Here is a 24,608-nt window from a genome sequence, read left to right on the forward strand (position 1 = left end):
AAGTCCGGGCCTCCGCCGCCCGGGACGGGAACGGGGCGGGCGCCGGACCCCACGGGCACGACCGGCACAATTGGGCGGTGCTCCACAATCTGTTCACCCCCTCCGTCCAGCACGCCCTCGACCTCGTGGGCATCTTCGTGTTCGCCATCTCGGGCGCGCTCCTCGCCGTCCGGAAGAACTTCGACGTCTTCGGCATCGCCGTCCTCGCCGAGGTCACCGCCCTCGGCGGCGGGCTCTTCCGCGACCTGGTCATCGGCGCCGTACCCCCCGCCGCCTTCACCGACCTCGGCTACTTCCTCATGCCCCTGGTCGCGACGGTCCTCGTCTTCTTCCTCCATCCGGTGGTGGAGCGCACCCAGGCCGCCGTCAACGTGTTCGACGCCGCCGGCCTCGGCCTCTTCTGCGTCACGGGGACGACGAAGGCGTACGACTACGGCCTCGGCCTCACCTCCTCGGCCGCCCTCGGGCTCGCCACCGCCGTGGGCGGCGGCGTCCTGCGCGACGTGCTCGCCAACGAGGTGCCCTCCCTGCTGCGCTGGGACCGGGACCTGTACGCCGTCCCGGCGATCGTGGGCGCGACGACGGTCGTGCTCTGCATCCGCTTCGACGCCCTCAACGCCTTCACGAGCGGCGCCGCCGTCCTCACGGCCTTCGCGCTCCGCCTCCTCGCGATGCGCTACCACTGGCGCGCGCCCCGCGCCTGGAACCGCCGTTCCACCGCCCGTGAGGTGCCGGAGAAAGCTACCGCTCAGTAGCGTCCTGCGGTACCGTCGCACCCATGAGCACGAGCACCGAGACGAACGCCGCCGCGCCGTCCGCCGGGACGAGCGAGTTCGACCGCGACACCGCCGTCACCCTCCGGGAACCCGGTGTCTACGACGCCGACCTCTCCGCCGGCTGGACGATCATCCACGCCGTCAACGGCGGCTACCTCCTGGCCCTGCTCGGCCGCGCCCTCGGCCACCACCTCCCGCACCCCGACCCGTTCACGATCTCGGCGCACTACCTGACGCCGTCCGTGCCCGGCCCCGCGGTGATCCGGACCGAAACCGTCCGTACCGGCCGGACCCTCTCCACCGGCCAGGCGTCGCTCATCCAGCACGACGAGAACGGCGCCGAGGTCGAGCGCATCCGCGTCCTCGCCTCGTACGGCGACCTCGACGCCCTCTCCGACGACGTCCGCACCAGCGCGACGCCCCCGGCGATGGCCCCGGTCGAGCACTGCTTCGGCGCCTCCGACGGCCCGGCCCCGGACCTCCCCGGCTCCTCCGCCATCACCGAGCGGCTCGACATCCGCCTCGACCCCTCCTGCGTCGGCTGGGCGATCGGCGCCCCCTCCGGCAAGGGCGAGATGCGCGCCTGGTTCGGCCTCGCCGACGGCCGCGCGCCCGACGCCCTCTCCCTGCTCCTCACCGTGGACGCCCTCCCGCCGACCTCCTTCGAGCTGGGGCTGAAGGGCTGGACCCCGACCGTGGAGCTCACCACCCACGTCCGCTGCCGTCCGGCCCCCGGCCCGCTGCGGGTCTCCATCACCACCCGCAACCTGGCCGGCGGCTTCCTGGAGGAGGACGCCGAGGTCTGGGACAGCGCCGACCGCCTGGTCGCCCAGTCCCGCCAGCTGGCCCGGGCCCCGCGCGGCTGAGGCAGCCCCACCGGCCCCGCCCCGCACCGGGGCGGGGCGTGAACCGGCCACGCGCCGGGAGCGCCGCGGCGGGCTCGTAGAATCGACCCACCATGGCTTACCTCGACCACGCCGCGACCACGCCCATGCTGCCCGAGGCGATCGAGGCGATGACCGCCCACCTCGCCGTCACGGGCAACGCCTCCTCCCTGCACGCCGCCGGACGGCGGGCCCGGCGGACCGTCGAGGAGGGGCGCGAGACCCTCGCCGCCGCCCTCGGCGCCCGGCCGAGCGAGGTCGTCCTCACCTCGGGCGGCACCGAGGCCGACAACCTCGCCGTGAAGGGCCTCTACTGGTCCCGGCGCGACGCCGACCCCCGCCGCACCCGCGTCCTGGTCAGCCCGGTCGAGCACCACGCCGTCCTCGACGCCGTCGACTGGCTCGCCGCCCACGAGGGGGCCCGGGTCGAGTACCTGCCCGTCGACCACCACGGCCGGGTGCACCCGGAAGCGCTGCGCGAAGCCGTCGCCCGCGACCCCGGCTCCGTCGCCCTGGCCACCGTCATGTGGGCCAACAACGAGATCGGCACCCTCATGCCGGTCCGCGAACTCGCCGACGTCGCGGCCGAGTTCGGCGTCCCCCTGCACGCCGACGCCGTCCAGGCCGTGGGGCAGGTCCCGGTCGACTTCGCCGCCTCCGGACTCGCCGCCATGACCGTCTCCGGTCACAAGATCGGCGGCCCCTACGGCATCGGCGCCCTGCTCCTGGGCCGCGAGCACACCCCCGTGCCCGTCCTGCACGGCGGCGGCCAGGAGCGGCACGTCCGCTCCGGCACCCTCGACGTCCCCGCCGTCGCCGCCTTCGCCGTCGCCGCCCGGCTCGCCGCCGAGCGGTGCGAGGAGTTCGCCCGCGAGGTGGGCGCCCTCCGCGACGACCTCGTCACCGCCGTCCGCGCGGCCGTCCCCGACGCGATCCTCGGCGGCGACCCGGTCGGCCGGCTCCCCGCCAACGCCCACTTCACCTTCCCCGGCTGCGAGGGCGACTCGCTGCTCCTGCTGCTCGACGCGGCCGGCATCGCCTGCTCCACCGGCTCCGCCTGCACGGCCGGCATCGCCCAGCCCAGCCACGTCCTGCTCGCCACCGGCGCCGACCCCGACCTGGCCCGGGGCACCCTGCGCTTCTCCCTCGGCCACACCTCCACCGGGGAGGACGTGGCGGCGGTCGCCGGGGCGATCGGCCCGGCCGTCGAGCGGGCCCGCACCGCCGGCCTCACCTGACCCCGCGCGCCCGCCCCTCCCCGGCCGGTGCTCAGGCGGGCTTCCGGGACGCCTCGCGCGCCCGCGCCGCCGCCCGCTCCTCCGACGCCCTCCGCACCAGCCGCAGGTACCGGTCCCAGTCCCAGTGCGGACCGGGATCGGTGTGGTCGGTGCCCTCCACCTCCACGTGCCCGATGACGTGCTCCCGGTCCACGGGCATCCCGTACCGGGCGCATATGTCGGCCGTCAGCCGCGCCGACGCCTCGTACATCGCCGCCGTGAAGTCCTGCGGACGGTCCACGAAGCCCTCGTGCTCGATGCCGATGCTCCGCTCGTTCATGTTCCGGTTCCCCGCGTGGAAGGCCACGTCGAGCTCCCGGATCATCTGCGCCACGTGCCCGTCCCCGCGGACCACGTAGTGCGCGGCGGCCCCGTGCGCCGGGTTCTTGAAGACCCGCAGCGCGGACGCGTAACTGCCCTGCACGACGTGGATCACGACCCGGTCGACCGTGTAGTCGTCCGGCCGGTCCGCCCGCCGCCAGTTCGCCCGCGCCGCCGCCGTCCACTCGGCGCCCGCGTGGTCCAGCTCCCCCTCGGTCCGCTTCCTCTGCGATCCCGGCAGCCGCGCCCAGGCGCGCGCCAGCTCCTCCCGGGCCAGCACCGCCGTACCGACCACGGCGGCCCCGCCGCCGAGCAGCACCGCCCGCCTGCCCACCGCTCTGTTTCCCTCGCTCCCCATGTCCTGGACAACGCTCACCGCCACGACCGCGGTTCCCGTCGCCACGTACTCTGGTGGGGCTATGACTCAGACCCCGCCCCCGCGCCCCCGCACCCGCCCCCTCCGGGTCCTCGCCGCCATGTCGGGCGGAGTGGACTCCGCCGTCGCCGCCGCCCGCGCCGCCGAGGCGGGCCACGACGTCACCGGCGTCCACCTCGCCCTCTCCGCGAACCCGCAGTCGTTCCGCACCGGAGCGCGCGGCTGCTGCACGATCGAGGACTCCCGCGACGCGCGCCGGGCCGCCGACGTCATCGGCATCCCCTTCTACGTGTGGGACCTCGCCGAGCGGTTCCGCGAGGACGTCGTGGACGACTTCGTCGCGGAGTACGAGGCCGGCCGCACCCCCAACCCCTGCCTGCGCTGCAACGAGAAGATCAAGTTCGCGGCGCTCCTCGACAAGGCGCTCGCCCTCGGCTTCGACGCGGTCTGCACCGGCCACTACGCCACCGTCGTCCTCAACGAGGACGGCACCCGCGAACTGCACCGCGCCTCCGACACGGCCAAGGACCAGTCGTACGTCCTCGGCGTCCTGGACGAGAAGCAGCTCGCGCACGCGATGTTCCCGCTGGGCGACACCCTCACCACCAAGGACGAGATCCGGGCGGAGGCCGAGCGGCGGGGGCTCGCGGTCGCGAAGAAGCCCGACAGCCACGACATCTGCTTCATCGCCGACGGCGACACGCAGGGCTTCCTCGCCACCCGCCTGGGGAAGGCGGAGGGCGACATCGTGGACGAGGCGGGCACGAAGGTCGGCACCCACGAGGGCGCGTACGGCTTCACCATCGGCCAGCGCAAGGGCCTGCGGATCGGCCACCCGGCCCCGGACGGCAAGCCCCGCTACGTCCTCGACATCTCGCCCGTGGACAACACCGTCACGGTCGGCCCCGCCGAGGCCCTCGACGTCACCGCCCTCACCGCGATCAGGCCCCGCTGGTGCGGCGCGGCCCCCGAGGGCCCCGGCCGCTACACCGCCCAGCTCCGCGCCCACGGCGGCGAGACGGGGGTGAGCGCGGCGATGGAGGACGGCACGCTGAAGGTCACCTTCGACGAGCCGGTCAGGGGCGTGGCCCCGGGCCAGGCGATCGTGCTGTACGACGGCACGCGCGTGGTCGGCTCGGCGACGATCGCGACGACGGCACGGCGGACGGCGCCCGCCACCGCCTGACGCCCCGGCCGTCCGGCGTCGGGCGCCCGGGGCCCCGGCGGCCCGACGCCGGACGGCCGGGGTTCCGGCCGCCCCGAGCCCCGCCGGGCAGGACCTACGGGATCCCGGCCGTCTCCCGCTCCCCGGAGAAGAACCCCTCCAGGACCGGGGCCAGGACGTGCGGGGCCACCTCGTGCGTCTGGCCCGTCAGGGTGCGGTGCCGGGCCCGGGGGAGGGCCGCCGCCAGGGCACGGGCCGCGCGCCGGACCTCCGCGGGGCTCGCGCCCCCGTCCACCACCAGGACCCGCGCGCGGACCCCGGCGAGGCCGTACGCGGGCGCGTGCGTGGTCTGTACGGCGGCCCGCGCGGCCCGCGCGGACGCACGGGGCCACGGGCCGCCCTCCCGCGCGTACGGCTCGTGCGCCGGCGGTTCGTACACCGACACCGCCTCCACCGGCAGCCCGGCCGCCGCGGCGGCGAGCGCCAGCGCGCCCCCCGTGCCCGTCCCGTGCACGGCCGCGCCCGGCCCCGCCGCCGCCAGGACCGCCGCCAGGTCCTCGATCTCCCGCTCCACGGCGTACGGCCCGCGCTCCCGGCGGTCGTACACCACGACGGAGAAGTGCCGGGCGAGGAGCCCGGCGAGCGGCCGCCCGCTCTCGGCCGTCCCCCGGGCCCCGGCCACCAGGACGAGCGGCGGCCCGCCCCCGTCCCCGTACCGCTCGTACGCGACCGGCGTCCCGTCCCGCGACGTGACGCGTCCCCTGATCCTGCTCACCTCGTCCATGGCAGGGCAGACCGGACCGGCCGCCCCGACTCATCGCCGCCGCGGAACGTTTTCCGGAGCGTCCCGGAAGCCGCAGGTCAGGGCCTACCGTAGGGCCATGAACATCTGCGTCTTCCTCTCCGCGGCGAACCTGGACGAGCGGTACACGACCCCGGCCCGCGAGTTCGCGACCCTGCTCGGCAAGGCCGGCCACACCCTCGTCTGGGGCGGTTCCGACACCGGCCTGATGAAGGTCGTCGCGGACGGCGTCCAGGAGGCGGGCGGGCGGCTCGTCGGCGTCTCCGTCGACTTCCTCGCCCACAAGGCCCGCCCGAACGCCGACGAGATGGTCGTCGCCGGGGACCTCGCACAGCGCAAGGCGCTGCTCCTCGCCAAGTGCGACGCGATCGTCGTCATGGTCGGCGGCACCGGCACCCTGGACGAGGCCACCGAGATCCTGGAGCTGAAGAAGCACGGCAAGCACCGCAAGCCGGTGGTCCTCCTCAACACGGCCGGTTTCTACGACGGGCTCAAGACCCAGTTCCGGCGCATGGAGGAGGAGGGCTTCCTGCCGATCCCCCTCGCGGACCTCGCCTTCTTCGCGGACGACGGCCGGGCGGCCCTGACCTACCTGGAGACGAGCCTGCGGTGAAGGGGACGCCCCATCGATTGCCCGAGCGAATTACGCACACGTGCTCTTGCGGTCCGTGAGGGCGGCTGCTACGTGACGGCGCGATTCTTGTGTCCGAATCGCCTTCGCGATTGCGTACGCGGCTGCCTCTCGTACTAGCGTCGGGGGAGCGGAAGCGGTCCGCGCATCGGATGGGGGAAGCGGTGTCGTTGTCGGAGCGCTGGCAGGAGCTGTTCGGCCCGGTCGACGGTGAGGCGGCCGTCATGAACCTCGCCTCGGCGGCCCCGGAACCGGGGACCGGCGGGGGAGCGAACGACCGGCTCAAGCACGACGGAGGCCCGTGGACCAGCGCCTCCGCCACCGCGGGCGATCTTCGCACCGGCACCGAGACGAGCCGGGCCGCCCTCGGCCCCGCCCACGAGGGCGTGGAGGCGGGAGCCGTCGGCCTCACCTCCGTCGCGGCGCTCAAGAGCGTGCGGACGTCCTGGGAGGAACGCCTCCGGGCGGTACGGGACGAGTGCGAGCGGCTCGAAGGCGCCCTGCTCGCGGTCGCCGGGCAGATGGGCGAGACCGAGACCGCGATCGAGAAGTCCTTCAAGGGCGTCCACGGCGGAGCCGGGACCGGTGGGCGGCGATGACCGGAACCCTCACCTGGCAACTGCTGCGCGACCTCAGGACCTCCGGGCTGACCGAGGCGGGAGACGCCTGGCACGAGGTGTCGAACCGTTCGGACTCCGCTCGTGTACGGGTCGACCGGGCGATGTCCGCGAAGCTCCGCGAGACCCAGGAGAGCGAGTCGGCGGAGGCGGCCCTCGGCGGGCTCCGGCGCCTGAGCCGCAATTTCCGGTACCTGCACAGCGAGTGCGGCCTCGTCCGCACGGCGCTCAACGGCCTCGCCGCGGATCTCGCCGAACCGCAGAACCAGGTGAAGCAGGCCCTCGCGGAGGCCGCCGCGCTGAACTTCACCGTCCACGAGGACGGTTCCGTGAGCTACCCGGCGGCCCGGGTCGAGGACCTCACCGGCGCGACGAGGGAGGCCCCGGGCAGCAGCGTCCGGGGCAGCTCCCGCCTCCCGCTGGAACCGCCGGGCTTCGGCGCCGGCGGGCCGTCGCCGTTGTACCCGGGCCACCGGGGCTTCACGCCGTTCAACCCGAACGCGGCCAAGGCGCAGGACGTGGCGGACCGGATCGCCCGCGCGGTGCGCTCCGCCGGGGAGATCGACGCCCGGTACGCCAGGACACTGAGCGGTCTGCGGGCGGAGAAGGGCCTCGACGTCACCGAGGTCACCCTGAAGGACGTCGCCCGGGACACCGCCGACGTCCGCGGCCGGACCGGCGCGTACCTCGGCGAGGACGTTCCCGAGGACAGGAGTCCCGCCGAGCGCAAGAAGTGGTGGGACGGCCTGACCGACGAGCAGCGCCAGGAGTACCTGGAGATCGCGCCCGACCTGATCGGCGGCCTGGACGGCATCCCGGCGGTCGCCCGCGACGAGGCGAATCGCGCCTACCTGCCGATCCTGATGGACGACCTGGCCCGCCGGGGCGGCGACGACGCGCGGACCAGGCTCGACGCCCTCCGCATGCTCCAGGACAGGCTGAGCAAGCCGAACGAACCGCCCATGTTCCTGCTCGGCATCGGCGACGAGGGGAACGGGCGCGCGATCGTGTCCTACGGCAACCCGGACACTGCGAAGAACGTTTCGGCGTACGTGCCGGGGCTGGGCACCAAGCTCAACGGCGAGTTCGTCGAGGACACGATGAAGCGGGCCCAGGACACCGCCAAGGGCACCCGGAGGATCGATCCGTCCAGCGCCTCGATCGTCTGGCTCGGGTACGACGCCCCACAGCACGTGGACGTCATGGGCAAGGGCGACGCCGAGCGGGGCGCTCCCGCGTACAACCGGTTCATGGCGGGTCTCTCGGCGACCAACGAGAACCGGGATCCGCACGTGACGGCGATCGGGCACTCCTACGGATCCCTCACCGTCGGTACGGCCGCCAAGCAGTCCGGCGGCATCCCCGGCGTGGACGACGTCATCCTGCTCGGCAGCCCCGGAGTGGGGGCGGAGAAGGCGCAGGACCTGGGAGTGGGCAGGGAACACGTCTTCGTCGGCGCCGCCGACAACGACCCGGTCACCCACCTGCCGACGAAGGACGAGGCGGCGCTGGGCTGGGCCCTGGGAGGTCCGCTGGGCGTGCTGCCCGCCCGCGACCTCTTCGACGCCGGCGACGACGACGTGTACTTCGGCAAGGACCCGGCGAGCGAGGCGTTCGGCGCCCGTCGCTTCAAGGTCGACGAGGGGCCGGGGATGGTCGTGGACGGCGGTGGCTTCGACGCCCACTCCCAGTACTTCACGCCGGAACTGGACCCTGAGTCGGCGAAGAACATCGCCAGGATCGTCGCCGGGCAACCCGGCAGGATCACCACGGAGGACTACCGATGAAGCGGCCGACGCGGGTGATCGTCACCGCGCTTCTGACGGGCATGCTGATCGCCGGGTGCGGAGGCCAGGGTGGTCGAGAAACGAGGGCGGACATGAACATGCAGGAAGCGGCGGAGCGGGCGGACGCGATGCTGGACGCGACACTGGGTGCGGTCGTCCCCGAGGTCCAGTGGGCGCACGACACCTGGACCAGTGGAAGCTGCACGGTGACGCGGCGCCGGACCGTGACGACCGTCATCTCCGAGCAGCGACGTGGGAACTTCCTCGGAGTGGTCGAGCGATCCTGGAAGAAGTCCGGCTACGAGATCACCGGTGTGAACAAGGACCGTGAGATGCCGGCCATCTTCGCCCGGACGTCGGACGGTTTCATGATGAGCGTAGAAGTCGGCTACAAGGGCCAGGCGTTCTTCGACGTCACCACTCCCTGCGTTCAGAAGGCCGAGGTCGCCGATCCCGTCGGCGCGCCCAACGGTCCCGCCCACCCCTATGGGAAGATCCCCACCCCCCACGTCCGCTCCGCCTTCTGGTCCGCCACGACTCCCGCCCCCGCCCCCTCCGCCTGACCGCAGGTGGGAGCATGGCTCCCATGGCTACACATGTGATCACCGGAGCCGGTTCCGGCATCGGCGCGGCCGTCGCCCGCCGCCTCCACGCGCGCGGGGACGAGCTCGTGCTCCACGCGCGCGACGCGGGGCGGGCCAAGGAGCTCGCGGCGCGGTTCCCCGGGGCCCGGACGCTCGTCGGGGACCTGGCCGACCCGGACCGGCTGTCCTGGGCGTTCTCGCACCAGAGCCTGCCCGAGCGGGTGGACGGCCTGCTGCACGTCGCGGGCGTCGTGGACCTCGCCCCGATCGGGGACCTCACCCCGAAGACCTGGCACCACCAGCTCAACGTCAACCTGGTCGCCCCGGCCGAGCTGACCCGTCACTTCCTGCCCCAGCTCCGGGTCTCCCAGGGCCACGTCGTCTTCGTGAACTCGGGTGCCGGGCTCAACGCGCACGCCGAGTGGGCCGCTTACGCCGCCTCCAAGCACGGCCTCAGGGCCCTGGCGGACTCCCTGCGCCACGAGGAGCACGCCAACGGCGTCCGGGTCACCTCGGTCTACCCGGGCCGCACCGCGAGCCCCATGCAGGCGAAGGTGCACCAGCAGGAGGGCAAGGAGTACGACCCGTCGCGGTGGATCGACCCCGAGTCCGTCGCCACGGCGATCGTCACCGCGATCGACCTGCCGCGCGACGCGGAGATCAACGACCTCACCGTTCGCCCGGGGCGACAGGCATGAACGACGACACGAAGCTCTTCGGACCCGCCACCGGCGTCGGCTCCCTGCCCGGCGGTGACGCCCGCGAGGCCGCCAGGGCCGCCACCGGCTCCTTCGAGGACTTCCCGTTCCTCCCCGAGCTGCCCGCCCGGGGCCCCGGCGCCGACATGATCGGCCGGACGATCGGGATGCTCGTCGAGCTCTACGCGCACGTGGAGCCGAGCGGCTGGCGGATCAGCGACCGCCCCGGCCGCGACACCAGGCGGGCCCGCTCCTGGCTCGGCGAGGACCTCGACGCCCTGGAGGAGTTCACCCAGGGGTACGAGGGCCCGCTCAAGGTGCAGGTCGTGGGTCCCTGGACGCTCGCGGCCGCCCTGGAACTGCGCGGCGGCGAGGCCGCCCTCGGCGACGCGGGCGCCTGCCGCGACCTGACCGGCTCGCTCGTGGAAGGACTCCGCCACCACCTGGCGGAGCTGCGCAGGCGCGTCCCCGGCGCCCGGCCGGTCCTCCAGCTCGACGAACCCTCGCTCACCGCCGTCCTGCGCGGCGAGGTCCGCACCGCCAGCGGCTACCGCACCTACCGGGCCGTGGACCGGCAGACGGTGGAGAGCGCCCTGCGGGAGGTGATGGCCGTCCACGACGGGCCGGTGGTCGTCCACTCCTGCGCCCCCGACGTGCCCTTCGCGCTGCTGCGGCGGGCCGGCGTCGCCGGGATCTCGTTCGACTTCGGACTGCTCACCGAACGTGACGAGGAGGTGATCGGGGAGGCCGTGGAGGGCGGCACGAAGCTCCTGGCCGGTGTGGTGCCGTCCACCGACGGCCCGTTGTCGGACCCTGGGGGTAGCGTCGTGGGTGTCAGGACGCTGTGGCGCAGGCTGGGGCTGAATCCGGGGACCCTCGCGGAGTCCGTGGTCGTCACCCCCGCGTGCGGGCTGGCGGGCGCCTCGCCGGCCTACGCGCGCGCGGCGCTCGCCCACTGCGTCCGGGCGGCGAAGTCGCTCGCGGACAACCCGGAGTGACCGGGCTTCGAGACACGGGAGGACGGACGAAGGTGGCAGTCGACGAGGGGGCCCCGCCCGCCGGGGCGCGGGAGAAGCACGCCGAGCTGGCGCGGGAGATCGAGGAGCACCGCTTCCGGTACTACGTGAAGGACCAGCCGGTCGTCAGCGACGGCGAGTTCGACGGGCTCCTGCGCTCCCTGGAGGCGCTGGAGGAGGAGCACCCGGAGCTGCGGACGCCGGACTCCCCGACCCAGAAGGTCGCGGGCCAGTACGAGACCGAGTTCACCGCCGTCGAGCACCGCGAGCGGATGCTCTCCCTCGACAACGCCTTCGACGACGAGGAGCTGGCCGCCTGGGCCGAGCGGGTCGCCCGGGACGTCGGCACCCCGGACCACCACTTCCTGTGCGAGCTGAAGGTCGACGGCCTGGCCGTGAACCTCACGTACGAGCACGGGTGGCTGACCCGGGCCGCGACCCGCGGCGACGGCCGCACCGGCGAGGACATCACGCCCAACGTGCGGACGATCGCCGACATCCCGGAGCGGCTGCGCGGCGACCGGGTTCCGGCGCTCGTGGAGATCCGCGGCGAGGTCTACTTCCCGATGGAGGCGTTCCAGGGGCTCAACGCCCGCCTGGTCGAGGCCGGCGACAAGCCCTTCGCCAACCCGCGCAACGCGGCCGCCGGTTCGCTCCGCCAGAAGGACCCGAAGGTCACCGCCTCCCGCCCGCTCCACATGGTGGTGCACGGCATCGGCGCCCGCGAGGGCTTCGACATCGCCCGGCTCTCGGAGGCGTACGGACTGCTCCACGAGTGGGGCCTGCCCACCGCCCGGCACAACAGGGTGGTGAAGACGCTCGACGAGGTGCGGGAGTTCATCGCGTACTTCGGGGAGAACCGGCACTCCGTCGAGCACGAGATCGACGGCGTCGTCGTCAAGCTGGACGAGATCCCGCTCCAGGGCCGGCTCGGCTCCACGGCCCGCGCCCCGCGCTGGGCGATCGCCTGGAAGTACGCCCCGGAGGAGGTCAACACCAGGCTGGTCGACATCAAGGTCGGCGTCGGCCGGACCGGGCGCGTCACCCCGTACGCGCAGGTGGAGCCGGTGACCGTGGCCGGTTCCGAGGTCGAGTTCGCCACCCTCCACAACCAGGAGGTGGTGAAGGCCAAGGGCGTCCTCATCGGCGACACGGTCGTGCTGCGCAAGGCCGGCGACGTCATCCCGGAGATCCTCGGGCCGGTCGCGGACCTGCGGGACGGCAGCGAGCGGGAGTTCGTGATGCCGTCCGAGTGCCCGGAGTGCGGGACGCCGCTGAAGCCGATGAAGGAGGGCGACATCGACCTCCGCTGCCCGAACGCCCGGACCTGCCCGGCGCAGCTGCGCGAGCGGCTGTTCTTCCTGGCCGGACGGCAGTGCCTGGACATCGAGCACTTCGGGATGGTGGCCGCGGCGGCCCTCACCCGGCCCCTGGAGCCGGCCGAGCCGCCCCTCGACGACGAGGGCGGCCTCTTCGACCTCACCATCGAGCGGCTGCTGCCGATCAAGGCGTACGTCCTCGACCCGAGCAGCGGGCTGCCCAAGCGGGACCCGAAGACCGGCGAGGAGAAGATCGTCACCGTCTTCGCCAACCAGAAGGGCGAGCCGAAGAAGAACGCCCTGGCGATGCTGAAGAACATCGAGGAGGCGAAGACCCGGCCGCTGGCCCGGTTCATCAACGGGCTCTCGATCCGGCACGTGGGGCCGGTCGCGGCCGAGGCGCTCGCCCGTGAGTTCCGCTCCCTGGAGCGGATCGAGCAGGCGAGCGAGGAGGAGCTGGCGGCCGTCGACGGGGTCGGCGGGATCATCGCGGCGGCGGTGAAGCAGTGGTTCTCCGAGGAGTGGCACCGCGAGATCGTGCGCAGGTGGCGGGCCGCCGGGGTCACCCTGGAGGACGAGGGCGCCGGCGAGGACGAGGGGCCGCGTCCGCTGGAGGGGCTGACCGTCGTGGTGACCGGCACCCTGGAGAAGTTCACCAGGGATGGCGCAAAAGAGTCGCTCCAGCGGCTCGGAGCGAAGGTGACCGGTTCCGTTTCGAAGAAGACCGGCTTCGTCGTGGTAGGCGAAAACCCTGGCTCGAAGTACGACAAGGCCATGCAGCTGAAGGTTCCGGTTCTGGACGAGGAAGGCTTCTCGGTCCTGCTCGAACAGGGGCCGGAGGCGGCGCGGGAGGCCGCGGTGCCCGCCCCCGAGTGATCCCCGGACGTCTCCCGCGGGCGCGGGAGACTTCACTCGTTCGGCGCATACCAGATCGTGACGGGTGACCGGGTCTCATTCGGGCAAGACAAGGAGAGCGCTGCCCGTCGGGGCCCTCGGCGGCCTAGTGTGGTGACCGTGCGTCTCGTCCTGCGCGGCCGCGCGAGGGCTCTGCCGGTCGTGGCGTCAGGACAACCGGGACAACACGGCCCCGTGGCACCGGGAAAGGCCGCCGGACGGCGGCCCCGCGACGGACGGCCGGACGACGGACGGCCGCCCGACGGACGGCCGTGACCCATCGCACACCGACGGCACCGCCGCCTGTGAGAGGGACGGAAATGGAACCGACCGAGAGCGCCGCCCCGGTCCCACGGCCGCACGGCCGCGCGGTCCCGCAGGGCTCCACGTCCCGGCTGCCCGCGGCCGTGGTGGGCATCGCCGCCGTCGTGCTCGCCGCGGGACTGCAGCGGGCCCTGAGCCCCGGGCACGGACTCTTCCCCGGCGGGGTCGCCGGCTGGTCCCTCGCCCTCCTCACCGGCCTCGTCGTCGGCCACCTGGTCGCCCTCGGCCGCGACCGCTGGTGGGGCGGCACCGGCTCCGGCGCCGCCCTCACCCTCGCCGTCCTCCTGCTGTACGGCTGGGTGCCCGCCGGACTCGTCTCGCTGACCGTGGTCGTCCTCGTCGGCGCCGCCCGCCACCACCGGTGGCGCCAGAGCCTGCTGCACGCCGCCGCCGACGTCCTCGGCATCGGCGCCGCCGCCCTCGTCCTCGCCCTCTTCGGCGACGTACCGACCGTGGGGACGCCCTGGCGGCCCCTCGACTGGACGATCGGGGACCTGCCGGAAATCGTGGTCGCCGCGACCACCTACCTCGTGGTGACCCGGTCCCTCCTGTGGTACACGCTCGCCCCCCAGAAGGGCGGACTGCCCACCGTCGCCCGCACCGCCCTCCTCCGGCAGGGCCTCGTCGCCGTCGCCCTCCTCGGCATCGCCCCGCTCATCTGCGTCGTCACCGCCACCCGCCCGGTCCTGCTGCCGCTCTTCGCCGTCCCCCTCATCGCCCTCGACTCCACCCTCTGGATCGCCCGCGCCCGTGCCGAGGAGCAACTGCGCGACCCGCTGACCGGGCTGCCCAACCGCCAGTGGCTCCTGGAACGGGCCTGGACCGCCCTGGAGGACGCCGAGGGGGAGGGCGCCCGCGCCGCCCTCGTCCTCATCGACCTCGACCGCTTCCGCTCGGTCAACGACACCCTCGGGCACCTCGCCGGCGACCGGCTCCTCCTCCAGATCTCCGACCGGCTCCGGCGCGCCCTGCCCCGCGGCGCCGAGGCCGCCCGGCTCGGCGGCGACGAGTTCGCCGTCCTGCTGCCCGCCACCGACTCCACCACCAGCGCCCAGCGCGTCGCCCGCCACCTCGTCGCCGAACTCTCCTCCCCGCTCGACCTCGACGGGCTCACCCTCGTCCTGGAGGCCAGCGCCGGCGTCGCCGTCTTCCCCGACCACGCCCTCGACGCCGAGGGCCTGCTGCGCCGCGCCGACGTCGCCATGTACCAGGCCAAGCGGGACCGCACCGGCGTCGAGGTCTACGAGTCCAAGCGCGACTCCAACACCCCCGACCGGCTCGGCCTCCTCGGCGACCTGCGCCGCGCCCTCGACGCCCACGAGGTCCAGCTCCACTACCAGCCCAAGGTCCGCTTCGACGGTCAGGTCGCGGGCCTGGAGGCGCTCGTCCGCTGGGTCCACCCCGAGCGCGGAAAGGTTCCGCCGGACGAGTTCATCGCCATCGCCGAGTCCTCCGGCCTGATGCCGCACCTCACCGAGTACGTCCTGGAGACCGCCCTCGCCCAGGTCGCCCGCTGGCGCGCCCAGGGCCTCGACGTCCCGGTCGCCGTCAACGTCTCCCCGCGCGACGTCCACACCCCCGGCTTCGCGGGCGCCGTCGCCGCCCGGCTCGCCCGCCACGGCGTCCCGGCCGGCTCCCTCCAGCTGGAGATAACGGAGCACGTCCTCCTGGAGGACCCGCAGCGGGCCGCCGACACGCTCAACGCCCTCACCGGCCACGGCGTGAAGATGTCCCTCGACGACTTCGGCACCGGCTACTCCTCCCTCGTCCACCTGCGCCGGCTGCCGGTCAGCGAACTGAAGATCGACCGTTCCTTCGTCGCCCGGCTCGCTATCGACACCGAGGACGCCGAGATCGTCCGCTGCACCGTCGACCTCGCCCACTCCCTGGGCCTCCTCGTCGTCGCCGAGGGCGTCGAGGACGACGAGACCTGGGAGCGGCTGCGGGACCTGGGCTGCGACGCCGTCCAGGGCTGGCTGGTCGCCGCCGCCATGCCGCCGGACGAGGCGACCGCCTGGCTCCTGGCCCGCGGCGAGCACGGCTGGCACCGCCCCGCCGACCTCGCGGCCCCGACCGACCTGGACCGCCCTTCGGGCCAGGTCGTCCCCCGGGGCTGACCCGGCCCGGCGAAACCGTTTCACGGGCCGGGGCACCGGCCCCCTAGGATGGGCCCACACCATCAAGCTCATCCCGTGAGGAACCGCATGCCTGGCATCACGCGCGAGGAGGTCGCCCACCTCGCCCGGCTGGCGCGTCTGGAGCTGCGGAGCGAAGAACTCGATCACTTCGCCGGCCAGCTCGACGACATCATCGGCGCGGTCGCCCGCGTCTCCGAGGTCGCCGACCAAGACGTACCCCCGACCTCCCACCCGCTGCCGCTGACCAACGTCATGCGCGCGGACGAGGTCCGTCCGTCACTCACCCCCGAGCAGGCGCTCTCCGGCGCCCCGGCCCAGGAGCAGCAGCGTTTCAAGGTGCCGCAGATCCTGGGGGAGGACTAAGAAGCCATGACGGACCACACCATCATCAAGCTCACCGCGGCCGAGATCGCCGGGAAGATCGCCGCCGGCGAGCTGACCGCCGTCGAGGTCACCGAGGCCCACCTCGCCCGCATCGAGGCCGTGGACGAGAAGGTCCACGCCTTCCTGCACGTGGACCGCGAGGGCGCCCTGGCCCAGGCCCGCGCCGTGGACGAGAAGCGCGCGCGGGGCGAGAAGCTCGGCCCGCTCGCGGGCGTGCCGCTCGCGCTCAAGGACATCTTCACCACCGCCGGCATCCCGACGACCGTGGGCTCGAAGATGCTGGAGGGCTGGATCCCCCCGTACGACGCGACCCTGGTCAGGAACCTGAAGGCCGCCGACGTCGTCATCCTCGGCAAGACCAACATGGACGAGTTCGCGATGGGCTCCTCCACCGAGAACAGCGCCTACGGCCCGACCGGCAACCCCTGGGACCTCACCCGGATCCCCGGCGGCTCCGGCGGCGGTTCGTCGGCCGCCCTCGCCGCGTACGAGGCCCCCCTCGCCATCGGCACGGACACCGGCGGCTCCATCCGCCAGCCCGCCGCCGTCACCGGCACCGTCGGCGTCAAGCCGACCTACGGCGCGGTCTCCCGCTACGGCATGGTGGCCTTCTCCTCCTCCCTCGACCAGGGCGGCCCCTGCGCCCGCACGGTCCTGGACGCGGCCCTGCTGCACGAGGCGATCGCCGGGCACGACCCGCTCGACTCCACCTCCATCGACGCCCCGGTCCCGCCGGTCGTCGAGGCCGCCCGCAACGGCTCGGTCGCCGGCATGCGCGTCGGCGTCGTCAAGCAGTTCCGCGGCGAGGGCTACCAGGCCGGCGTCGTGCAGCGCTTCGACGAGTCCGTCGAGCTGCTGAAGTCGCTGGGCGCCGAGGTCGTCGAGGTGGACTGCCCGACCTTCGACCTGGCCCTCTCGGCGTACTACCTGATCGCGCCGTCCGAGTGCTCCTCCAACCTGGCCCGCTTCGACGCCATGCGCTACGGCCTGCGGGTCGGCGACGACGGCACCCGGTCCGCCGAGGACGTCACCGCCCTCACCCGCGAGGCCGGCTTCGGCGACGAGGTCAAGCGCCGGATCATCCTCGGCACGTACGCGCTCAGCTCCGGCTACTACGACGCGTACTACGGCTCCGCCCAGAAGGTCCGCACCCTCATCACCCGCGAGTTCGAGAAGGCGTTCGAGCAGGTGGACGTGATCGTCTCCCCGACGACCCCCACCACCGCCTTCGCGATCGGCGAGCGCGCCGACGACCCGATGGCCATGTACCTCGCGGACCTGTGCACCATCCCGACCAACCTGGCCGGCAATGCCGCCATGTCGCTGCCCTGCGGCCTCGCGCCCGAGGACGGCCTGCCGGTCGGTCTGCAGATCATCGCCCCCGCCATGAAGGACGACCGCCTTTACAGGGTCGGCGCCGCCGTCGAGGCCGCCTTCGTGGAAAAGTGGGGCCACCCGCTGCTCGAGGAGGCTCCGTCGCTGTGAGTGCCATGGCAAAGAAGGCCAAGAACTTCAAGAAGTCGAAGACCGGCGTCTACGTCTCGCTGGCGACCACCGCCTTCGGCGCCGTCAGCGTCGCCAAGCAGGCGAAGCTGGCCCGCAACGACGGCGACACCCTGCGGCTGATCGACGCCGCGGTGTCCGCCGCCGCCATCGTCACCGGCCTGGCGATCCTCTACCGGGAGCTCAAGCGCCTGGGCGACGACGACGTCCTGCTGGGCTGAGAGGGAAAGTCTCACCGTGACTGTCACTGAACTGCTGTCGTACGAAGCGGCGCTCGCCGAGTACGACCCCGTCATGGGCCTGGAGGTCCATGTCGAACTCGGCACCCGGACGAAGATGTTCTGCGGCTGCTCGACCGAGCTGGGCGCGGAGCCGAACGCGCAGACCTGCCCGACCTGCCTCGGCCTGCCCGGCTCGCTCCCGGTCGTCAACGCGATCGGCGTCGAGTCCGCGATCAAGATCGGCCTCGCGCTGAACTGCGAGATCGCCGAGTGGTGCCGCTTCGCCCGGAAGAACTACTTCTATCCGGACATGCCGAAGAACTTCCAGACCTCCCAGTACGACGAGCCGATCGCCTTCAACGGCTATCTGGACGTCCAGCTGGAGGACGGCGAGGTCTTCCGCGTGGAGATCGAGCGCGCCCACATGGAGGAGGACACCGGCAAGTCCACCCACATCGGCGGCGCGACGGGCCGCATCCACGGCGCCTCGCACTCGCTGCTCGACTACAACCGGGCCGGCATCCCGCTCATCGAGATCGTCACCAAGCCCATCGAGGGCGCGGGCGAGCGGGCCCCCGAGGTCGCCAAGGCGTACGTCGCCGAGCTGCGCGAGCTGATCCGCGCCCTGGGCGTCTCCGAGGCGCGCATGGACAAGGGCCAGATGCGCTGCGACGTGAACCTGTCGCTGCGCCCGCACGGCACGAAGACCTTCGGCACCCGCTCGGAGACGAAGAACGTCAACTCGCTCCGTTCGGTGGAGCGCGCGGCGCGCTTCGAGATCCAGCGCCACGCGGCCGTCCTGTCCTCCGGCGGGACGATCGTGCAGGAGACCCGTCACTTCCACGAGGACGACGGCACCACCACCTCCGGCCGCATCAAGGACAACGCCGAGGACTACCGCTACTTCCCCGAGCCGGACCTGGTGCCGGTGGCCCCCTCCCGCGAGTGGGTCGAGGAGCTGCGGAAGGGCCTGCCCGAGCTGCCGCGCGTGCGCCGCAACCGGCTGCGCGAGGAGTGGGGCGTCTCCGAGGTGGAGATGCAGGCCATCCTCAACGCGGGCGCGGTCGACGCGATCGTCGCCACGGCCGAGGCGGGCGCGGACGCGGCCTCGGCCCGCAAGTGGTGGATGGGCGAGCTGGCCCGCAACGCCAACGAGCGGGGCGTCTCCCTGGAGGAGCTGCCGATCACCCCGGCGGACGTGGCCCGGGTCTCGGCCCTGGTGGCCTCCGGCGACCTCAACGACAAGCTGGCCCGCCAGGTCATCGAGGGCGTCCTCGCCGGCGAGGGCACCCCGGACGAGGTCGTCGAGAAGCGCGGTCTGAAGGTCGTCTCCGACGACGGCGCGCTCGGCGCGGCGGTCGAGGAGGCCATCGCGGGCAACGCGGCGATCGCGGACAAGATCCGCGGCGGCAAGGTCGCGGCGGTCGGCGCCCTGGTCGGCGCGGTCATGAAGGCCACCCGCGGCCAGGCGGACGCGGCGAGGGTCAAGGACCTGATCCTGGAGAAGCTGGGCGTCTCCGAGGGCTGATCCCCCTCTCGTACGGCCGCGGGGCGGCGTTCCGGTGCGACGGCACCGGGGCGCCGCCCCGCGTCGTTCCGCGGTTCCGGCGCGGTGCGCCTGCGCGCCCCGTTCCGGCGGGCGGGCCGTTCCGCGCGGTCCGGCAGGGCCCCCCGATGACCTGAAATCGTTTGGACTTCCGTCCCGTTCCCTTGGACGTTCACGGGAAGGCCCCCGCCGGGTCTTCTCGTCGTCACCCCGTCTCACTACCGTCCCCGGCGAACCACCCAATGGCTCGAAGGAGAACCATTGGCCGTCGACTGGAGGTCGGTCTTGTCGTCCGAGATGTCCCGCAGAAGGCTCTTCGCACTGGGCGGAGGCGCCCTGGGTGCCGCCGCGGCCGGATCGCTGCTGCCGCCGTCGCTGCAGGCCGCGATGGCCGCGGAGCCCCCGTCCGGAGGGCTTTCGGCGGTCCGGCACGTCGTGATCCTGATGCAGGAGAACCGTTCCTTCGACCACTACTTCGGCACCCTCCGCGGCGTCCGCGGATTCGGCGACCGCAACGCCGTCGAACTCCCCTCCGGCAGGCCGGTCTTCGAGCAGCCCGCCGGGACCGGCAGGACCGTGCTCCCCTTCCCGATCCGGGACGCCGCCGAGACCCAGAAGAAGGACCTCCAGTACATCGGGGACCTCGACCACTCCTGGAGCGGCGGCGCCAAGGCGTGGCGCGGCGGCTGGATGGACGGCTGGGTCACCGCCAAGACCGCCGCCACCATGGCGTACTACGACCGCCGGGACATCCCCCTGCACTACGAGCTCGCCGACACCTTCACCGTCTGCGACGCCTACCACTCGTCGGTCCACACCTCGACCAGCCCCAACCGCAACCACCTCTGGTCCGGCTGGACCGGCTACGAGGCCGACGGCAGCCGGGCCGTGAGCAACGCCGCCTACGCCGAGGCCACCCACCCCGGCTACGGCTGGTCCACCTACGCCGAACGGCTCGAAGCCGCCGGACGCAGCTGGAAGACGTACACCGAGTGGGAGAACTTCACCGACAACAACATCGAGTTCTTCACCACCTTCAAGAAGATCGCCCGCAAGGCGCTCGCCCGCACCGGCGGCCACACCTTCATGGAGTCCTTCTACGCCGCCGTCCGCGACACGGAGGACCCCGCCGAGCGGACCCGGCTCCTCGGCCTCCTGGAGGAGGGCGTCGCCGGACTGACCCGGGCCGAGCGCTCCCTCTTCGAACGCGGCCTGCGCCGCGTCGAGAGCGGCACCCTCGCCGACGCCTTCCGCGCCGACGTCGCCGCCGGGACCCTGCCCGAGGTCTCGTACCTCGTGCCCTCCGCGATCGACTCCGAGCACCCCGGCTCCTCCTCCCCGATCGCCTCCGCCACCCTCGTCTACAAGGTGCTCGACGCCCTCGGCTCCCACCCCGACGTCTGGCGCCACACCGTCGTCCTGATCAACTACGACGAGAACGACGGCTTCTTCGACCACGTCCCGCCGCCCGTCCCGCCCGCCGACGACCCGGACGAGCGCTGGAAGGGACAGCCCACCGGCCTCGGCATCCGCGTCCCGCTGCTCGTCGTCTCCCCCTGGTCGGTCGGCGGCTACGTCTGCTCCGAGACCTTCGACCACACCTCCGTGATCCGCTTCCTGGAGAAGCTCACCGGCGTCCGCGAGCCCAACATCACCCCCTGGCGCCGGACCGTCACCGGCGACCTCACCTCCGCCTTCGACTTCCGGCGGAGCCGCCGGCAGCCCGAGGTCGAGCGGCCCGGCCCGGTTCCGCCGTTCACCGGCCGCTGGCGGCCCCAGCCCCCGGCCGTGCAGCGGATGCCCGTCCAGGAGCCCGGTGTCCGCCCCGCCCGCCCCCTGCCGTACCAGCCGGACGCCGACGCCACCGTCCGCGCCGGTTCCGTACGGGTCGCGCTCAGCAACGGGGGCAGGGCGAGCGCGCACTTCGCCCTCTACCCGTACGCGGGCGAGTTCGACGTCCCGCAGCACCGGGACGTCAGGGGTACGGGGGAGTGGACCGTCCCGGTACCCGGCGACCGCTACCGCTTCACGATCACCGGCCCCAACGGCTTCCGCCGGGAGTTCGAGGGGCCCGCGACGGGCGGCGCCGAGCTGGCCACCCGGATCGACCACCGCGACCGCGACCTGCACCTCACCGTACGGAACACCGGCTCCGCGCCGCTCTCCTTCACGGTCCGGCCGCTCGGGTACGTGGACGAGGAGGACCTCGCGGACTGGACCCGCACCGTCACCGTGAAGCCCGGGAAGACCCGCACCGTCGTCCACTCCGCCGCCGACGCGCACGGCTGGTACGACGTCGAGGTGACCGCCCCCGGAGGCTTCCGCCGCCGGGTCATGGGCCACATCGAGAACGGCCGCGCCAGCGTCTCCGGCTGAGCGCGCGGCGAACCGGGGCGCGGGGCGCGGGCCCCGCGTCCCGGTGGACGCCACACCCCTGTGACCATCGACACGAAAGGGACAAACGATCACGTTTGGCTGCGAGAGTGAGCGCACGTAGGTCATGCGTTCTTTTCGGGCCGTTCCCGGGAAAGATCCACGAACCACCCAGGGAGCACGTCCTTTGGCAGCCATCGCCCGGTGGTGCGTCCGGCACCGCCTCCTCGCCGTCCTCCTCTGGCTCCTCGCCCTCGGCGGGACCGGCGCCGGGGCGCTCCTCGCGGGAAACGCCTACTCCAACGACTACGAGGCCGCCGGCACCGAGTCCGGCCGCGCCACCGCCCTCCTCGACCGGGGCTTCCGCGGCCTCGGCGGCGACAGCGACACCATCGTCTGGCACAGCGACCGGGGCAGCGTCCGCGCCGACGCCGTCCGGGAGCGCACGACCGCCATGCTCCGCGAGGTCGCGGAGCTGCCCGGCGTCGCCGCCGTGACCTCCCCCTACGAGGACGCGGCGGGACGGATCAGCGAGGACGGGCGCACCGCCTACGCCACCGTCACCTTCGCCGAACAGGCGGACGACATCCCCGAGGCGGAGGCTGAGGCCCTCGTCGACACCGCCAAGGGCGCCGCGACCGACGGCCTCCGGGTCGAACTGGGCGGCTCCGCCGTCGCCCTCACCGAAGCCTCCGGCGGCCACGCCGCCGAGGTCGTCGGCGTGGCCGTCGCGGCCGTCGTCCTCTTCCTCGCCTTCGGCTCGCTCGCCGCCTCCGCGCTCCCCATCGCCACCGCGCTCGTCGGCGTCGGCATCGCGTACTCCGGGATCGTGCTGCTCGGCCACCTGATGACCGTCGCGGACTTCGCCCCCATGCTCGGCATGCTCGTGGGCCTCGGCGTCGGCATCGACTACGCGCTCTTCATCGTCACCCGGCACCGCAAGGGCCTCAAACGCGGCCTGTCCGTCGCCGAGGCCGCCGAGACCGCCGTCGCCACCACCGGCCGCGCCGTCGCCTTCGCCGGGGCCACCGTCTGCATCGCCCTGCTCGGCATGCTGATCCTGCGGCTGGACTTCCTCAACGGCGTCGCCGTCGCCGCCTCCCTCACCGTCGTCCTCACGGTCGCCGCCTCCGTCACCCTCCTCCCGGCCCTGCTCTCCCTGATCGGCCCGCGCGCGCTGTCCCGGCGCGAACGCCGGACGCTCGCCGAACACGGACCGAGGCCCGACCTCCCCACCGGGTTCGCCGCCCGCTGGTCCGCCTTCGTCGAGCGGCACCCCAAGCGCCTCGGAGCCGCCGCAGTCGTCGTCATGGCGGTCCTGGCGCTGCCCGCGCTCTCGCTCCACCTGGGCACCTCCGACCAGGGCAACGGCCCGGCGAGTGCGACCACCCGCAAGGCGTACGACCTGCTCGCCGACGGCTTCGGGCCCGGCGTCAACGGCCCCCTCACCCTCGTCGCCGCCCTCGACGGCGCCGACGACCGGGTCGCCCTCGACCGCCTGCCGGCCGTGCTCCGCGCGACCCGGGGCGTCGCGGACGTCTCCCCGATCGCCTACAACGGCCCCGGTGACACCGCCGTCCTCACCGTCGTCCCCGACTCCTCGCCGCAGTCGAGGGCGACCAGCGAACTGGTCGACCGGCTGCGCCGGGACGTCCTGCCGAGGGCCGGGGAGGGCGCCTCCCTCGACGTGAACGTGGGCGGAGTCACCGCCTCCTACGACGACTTCGCCGAGATCATCGTCGGCAAGCTGCCGCTCTTCGTCGGCGTCGTCATCGCCCTCGGCTGCCTGCTGCTCCTGCTCGCCTTCCGCTCGGTCGGCATCCCGCTCAAGGCGGCCGTCATGAACGTCATGGCCGTCGCCGGGGCCTTCGGCGTCGTCGTGACGGTCTTCCAGTGGGGCTGGGGCAGCGAACTCCTCGGCCTCGGCAGCGCAGGACCGATCGAACCCTTCCTCCCGGTGATCATGGTCTCCGTCCTCTTCGGACTCTCCATGGACTACCAGGTCTTCCTGGTCAGCCGGATGTACGAGGAGTGGCTGGAGACCGGCGACAACCGGCGGGCGGTCCGGGTCGGCCTCGCCGAGACCAGCCGGGTGATCAACTCCGCCGCCGTCATCATGATCTCCGTCTTCCTGGCGTTCGTCCTCAGCGGCGACCGGGTGGTCGCGATGTTCGGCATCGCGCTCGCCGCCGCCGTCGCCCTCGACGCCTTCGTGCTCCGCACCCTCCTCGTCCCCGCCCTCATGCACCTGCTCGGCGGCGCCAACTGGTGGCTGCCGAAGCGGCTCGACCGCCTGCTGCCCCGGATCAGCGTCGAACCGCCGGAGTGCCGGGCCGCCGCCGGCGCGCGTGCGAAGATCCCGGTGCGGCACATGACGGTCCCGGACACGGAGGAGAACGAGGATGTTCGCGATATCGCTGGGTGACGACGGCGCCGAGCTGCGGCCCCTGGAACCCTGGCGGGCCGAGGAGTTCCTGGCCCACATGGACCGGGGCCGGGAGTACATCGGGCAGCACGTCGGGCTGCCGGACGTCGTCACGGACCTGGACTCCGCCCGTTCCTTCCTCCGCGCGTACGCCGAGAAGGCCGCGAACGACGCGGGCCGGATCTACGGCATCTGGACCGGGGGCACCCTCGTCGGCGGCGTCATGTTCCGGACCATGGACGTGACGCACGGCACCGCCGAGGCGGGCTGCTGGCTGGAGCCCGCCGCCGCCGGGAAGGGCCTGGTCACCCGGGCCTGCCGGGTGATCATCGACTGGGCGGTCGAGGAGCGCGGCATCCACCGCGTCGAGTGGTACGCCTCCACGAAGAACGGGCCGAGCACCGCCGTCGCCCGCCGCCTCGGGATGACGAGGGAGGGCGTCCTGCGCGAGAACTACCCGTACCGGGGGACGCGCACGGACACGGAGATCTGGTCGGTCCTGGCCCCGGAGTGGCGCGCGGCGAAGGCGGAGCGGGCGGAGGAGTAG

At 73.3% G+C, this 24,608-nt stretch carries 21 protein-coding genes; 19 read left to right on the forward strand and 2 right to left on the reverse strand.

All coding sequences use genetic code 11. From position 1 onward, the window contains the following. Positions 1-77 precede the first annotated feature (77 nt). From ACFYZY_RS03635 to ACFYZY_RS03645, 3 genes are all read left to right on the forward strand, one after another. A complete protein-coding gene (locus tag ACFYZY_RS03635) occupies positions 78-755 on the forward strand; it encodes a trimeric intracellular cation channel family protein (RefSeq protein ID WP_388689122.1) in 678 nt (225 codons plus the stop codon). A gap of 23 nt (positions 756-778) precedes the next feature. Beyond that, entirely contained in the window at positions 779-1,642 is an 864-nt protein-coding gene (locus tag ACFYZY_RS03640) for a thioesterase family protein (protein ID WP_388689124.1), read from the forward strand. Positions 1,643-1,734: 92 nt separating this feature from the next. Continuing rightward, positions 1,735-2,898 carry a cysteine desulfurase family protein gene (locus tag ACFYZY_RS03645; protein WP_388689125.1) on the forward strand — a complete coding sequence of 388 codons (1,164 nt, stop codon included), beginning with the start codon at positions 1,735-1,737 and terminating at the stop codon, positions 2,896-2,898. Positions 2,899-2,929: 31 nt separating this feature from the next. Here the strand turns inward: ACFYZY_RS03645 and ACFYZY_RS03650 are convergent, their stop codons facing one another. Next, entirely contained in the window at positions 2,930-3,616 is a 687-nt protein-coding gene (locus tag ACFYZY_RS03650; RefSeq protein WP_388689365.1) for an N-acetylmuramoyl-L-alanine amidase, read from the reverse strand. 61 nt (positions 3,617-3,677) lie between these two features. Here ACFYZY_RS03650 and mnmA point away from each other — a divergent pair, with 61 nt between their 5' ends. After that, the gene (mnmA, locus tag ACFYZY_RS03655) at positions 3,678-4,820 is read left to right on the forward strand and encodes a tRNA 2-thiouridine(34) synthase MnmA (protein WP_388689126.1); all 1,143 of its coding nucleotides are present in this window, start codon (positions 3,678-3,680) and stop codon (positions 4,818-4,820) included. A gap of 94 nt (positions 4,821-4,914) precedes the next feature. Here the strand turns inward: mnmA and ACFYZY_RS03660 are convergent, their stop codons facing one another. Further along, positions 4,915-5,583 (reverse strand): alpha/beta hydrolase, encoded by a 669-nt coding sequence (locus tag ACFYZY_RS03660; protein WP_388689127.1) that lies wholly within the window; start codon positions 5,581-5,583, stop codon positions 4,915-4,917. Positions 5,584-5,680: 97 nt separating this feature from the next. Here ACFYZY_RS03660 and ACFYZY_RS03665 point away from each other — a divergent pair, with 97 nt between their 5' ends. From ACFYZY_RS03665 to ACFYZY_RS03735, 15 genes are all read left to right on the forward strand, one after another. After that, positions 5,681-6,214: a TIGR00730 family Rossman fold protein gene (locus tag ACFYZY_RS03665; protein WP_388689129.1), complete on the forward strand. Its 534-nt coding sequence runs from the start codon at positions 5,681-5,683 to the stop codon at positions 6,212-6,214. A 182-nt stretch (positions 6,215-6,396) separates the two neighbouring features. After that, complete coding sequence (locus tag ACFYZY_RS03670) at positions 6,397-6,831, forward strand: hypothetical protein (protein WP_388689130.1); 435 nt, start codon at positions 6,397-6,399, stop codon at positions 6,829-6,831. Continuing rightward, the gene (locus tag ACFYZY_RS03675; protein ID WP_388689132.1) at positions 6,828-8,636 is read left to right on the forward strand and encodes an alpha/beta hydrolase; all 1,809 of its coding nucleotides are present in this window, start codon (positions 6,828-6,830) and stop codon (positions 8,634-8,636) included. Before ACFYZY_RS03670 ends, ACFYZY_RS03675 begins: the two co-directional genes overlap by 4 nt. Then, positions 8,633-9,199 (forward strand): hypothetical protein, encoded by a 567-nt coding sequence (locus tag ACFYZY_RS03680; protein ID WP_388689133.1) that lies wholly within the window; start codon positions 8,633-8,635, stop codon positions 9,197-9,199. Before ACFYZY_RS03675 ends, ACFYZY_RS03680 begins: the two co-directional genes overlap by 4 nt. Positions 9,200-9,213: 14 nt before the next feature. Further along, positions 9,214-9,918, forward strand: coding sequence for an SDR family oxidoreductase (locus tag ACFYZY_RS03685; protein WP_388689134.1), 705 nt, complete (start codon positions 9,214-9,216; stop codon positions 9,916-9,918). Then, positions 9,915-10,916, forward strand: a complete 1,002-nt coding sequence (locus tag ACFYZY_RS03690; protein WP_388689135.1) for a methionine synthase — start codon at positions 9,915-9,917, stop codon at positions 10,914-10,916. The genes ACFYZY_RS03685 and ACFYZY_RS03690 overlap by 4 nt, the downstream gene beginning before the upstream one ends. A 32-nt stretch (positions 10,917-10,948) precedes the next feature. Then, positions 10,949-13,129 (forward strand): NAD-dependent DNA ligase LigA, encoded by a 2,181-nt coding sequence (gene ligA / locus ACFYZY_RS03695; protein ID WP_388689136.1) that lies wholly within the window; start codon positions 10,949-10,951, stop codon positions 13,127-13,129. Between the two features lie 290 nt (positions 13,130-13,419). Beyond that, on the forward strand, positions 13,420-15,588 hold the full coding sequence (locus ACFYZY_RS03700) for a putative bifunctional diguanylate cyclase/phosphodiesterase (protein ID WP_388689138.1): 2,169 nt from the start codon (positions 13,420-13,422) through the stop codon (positions 15,586-15,588). An 87-nt stretch (positions 15,589-15,675) separates the two neighbouring features. Next, positions 15,676-15,972: an Asp-tRNA(Asn)/Glu-tRNA(Gln) amidotransferase subunit GatC gene (gatC, locus tag ACFYZY_RS03705; RefSeq protein WP_030218541.1), complete on the forward strand. Its 297-nt coding sequence runs from the start codon at positions 15,676-15,678 to the stop codon at positions 15,970-15,972. 6 nt (positions 15,973-15,978) lie between these two features. Beyond that, positions 15,979-17,478: an Asp-tRNA(Asn)/Glu-tRNA(Gln) amidotransferase subunit GatA gene (gene gatA, locus ACFYZY_RS03710; RefSeq protein WP_388689139.1), complete on the forward strand. Its 1,500-nt coding sequence runs from the start codon at positions 15,979-15,981 to the stop codon at positions 17,476-17,478. Positions 17,479-17,483: 5 nt separating this feature from the next. Continuing rightward, positions 17,484-17,717 carry a hypothetical protein gene (locus ACFYZY_RS03715; RefSeq protein WP_388689367.1) on the forward strand — a complete coding sequence of 78 codons (234 nt, stop codon included), beginning with the start codon at positions 17,484-17,486 and terminating at the stop codon, positions 17,715-17,717. Between the two features lie 16 nt (positions 17,718-17,733). Continuing rightward, positions 17,734-19,245, forward strand: coding sequence for an Asp-tRNA(Asn)/Glu-tRNA(Gln) amidotransferase subunit GatB (gene gatB, locus ACFYZY_RS03720; protein WP_388689141.1), 1,512 nt, complete (start codon positions 17,734-17,736; stop codon positions 19,243-19,245). A 303-nt stretch (positions 19,246-19,548) separates the two neighbouring features. Continuing rightward, positions 19,549-21,639 (forward strand): phosphocholine-specific phospholipase C, encoded by a 2,091-nt coding sequence (locus tag ACFYZY_RS03725; protein WP_388689143.1) that lies wholly within the window; start codon positions 19,549-19,551, stop codon positions 21,637-21,639. A gap of 184 nt (positions 21,640-21,823) precedes the next feature. Next, positions 21,824-24,061 (forward strand): MMPL family transporter, encoded by a 2,238-nt coding sequence (locus ACFYZY_RS03730; RefSeq protein WP_388689144.1) that lies wholly within the window; start codon positions 21,824-21,826, stop codon positions 24,059-24,061. After that, positions 24,039-24,608, forward strand: a complete 570-nt coding sequence (locus tag ACFYZY_RS03735; protein ID WP_388689146.1) for a GNAT family N-acetyltransferase — start codon at positions 24,039-24,041, stop codon at positions 24,606-24,608. Before ACFYZY_RS03730 ends, ACFYZY_RS03735 begins: the two co-directional genes overlap by 23 nt.

The organism is Streptomyces sp. NPDC001744, from assembly GCF_042892575.1.
Lineage (GTDB): Bacteria > Actinomycetota > Actinomycetes > Streptomycetales > Streptomycetaceae > Streptomyces.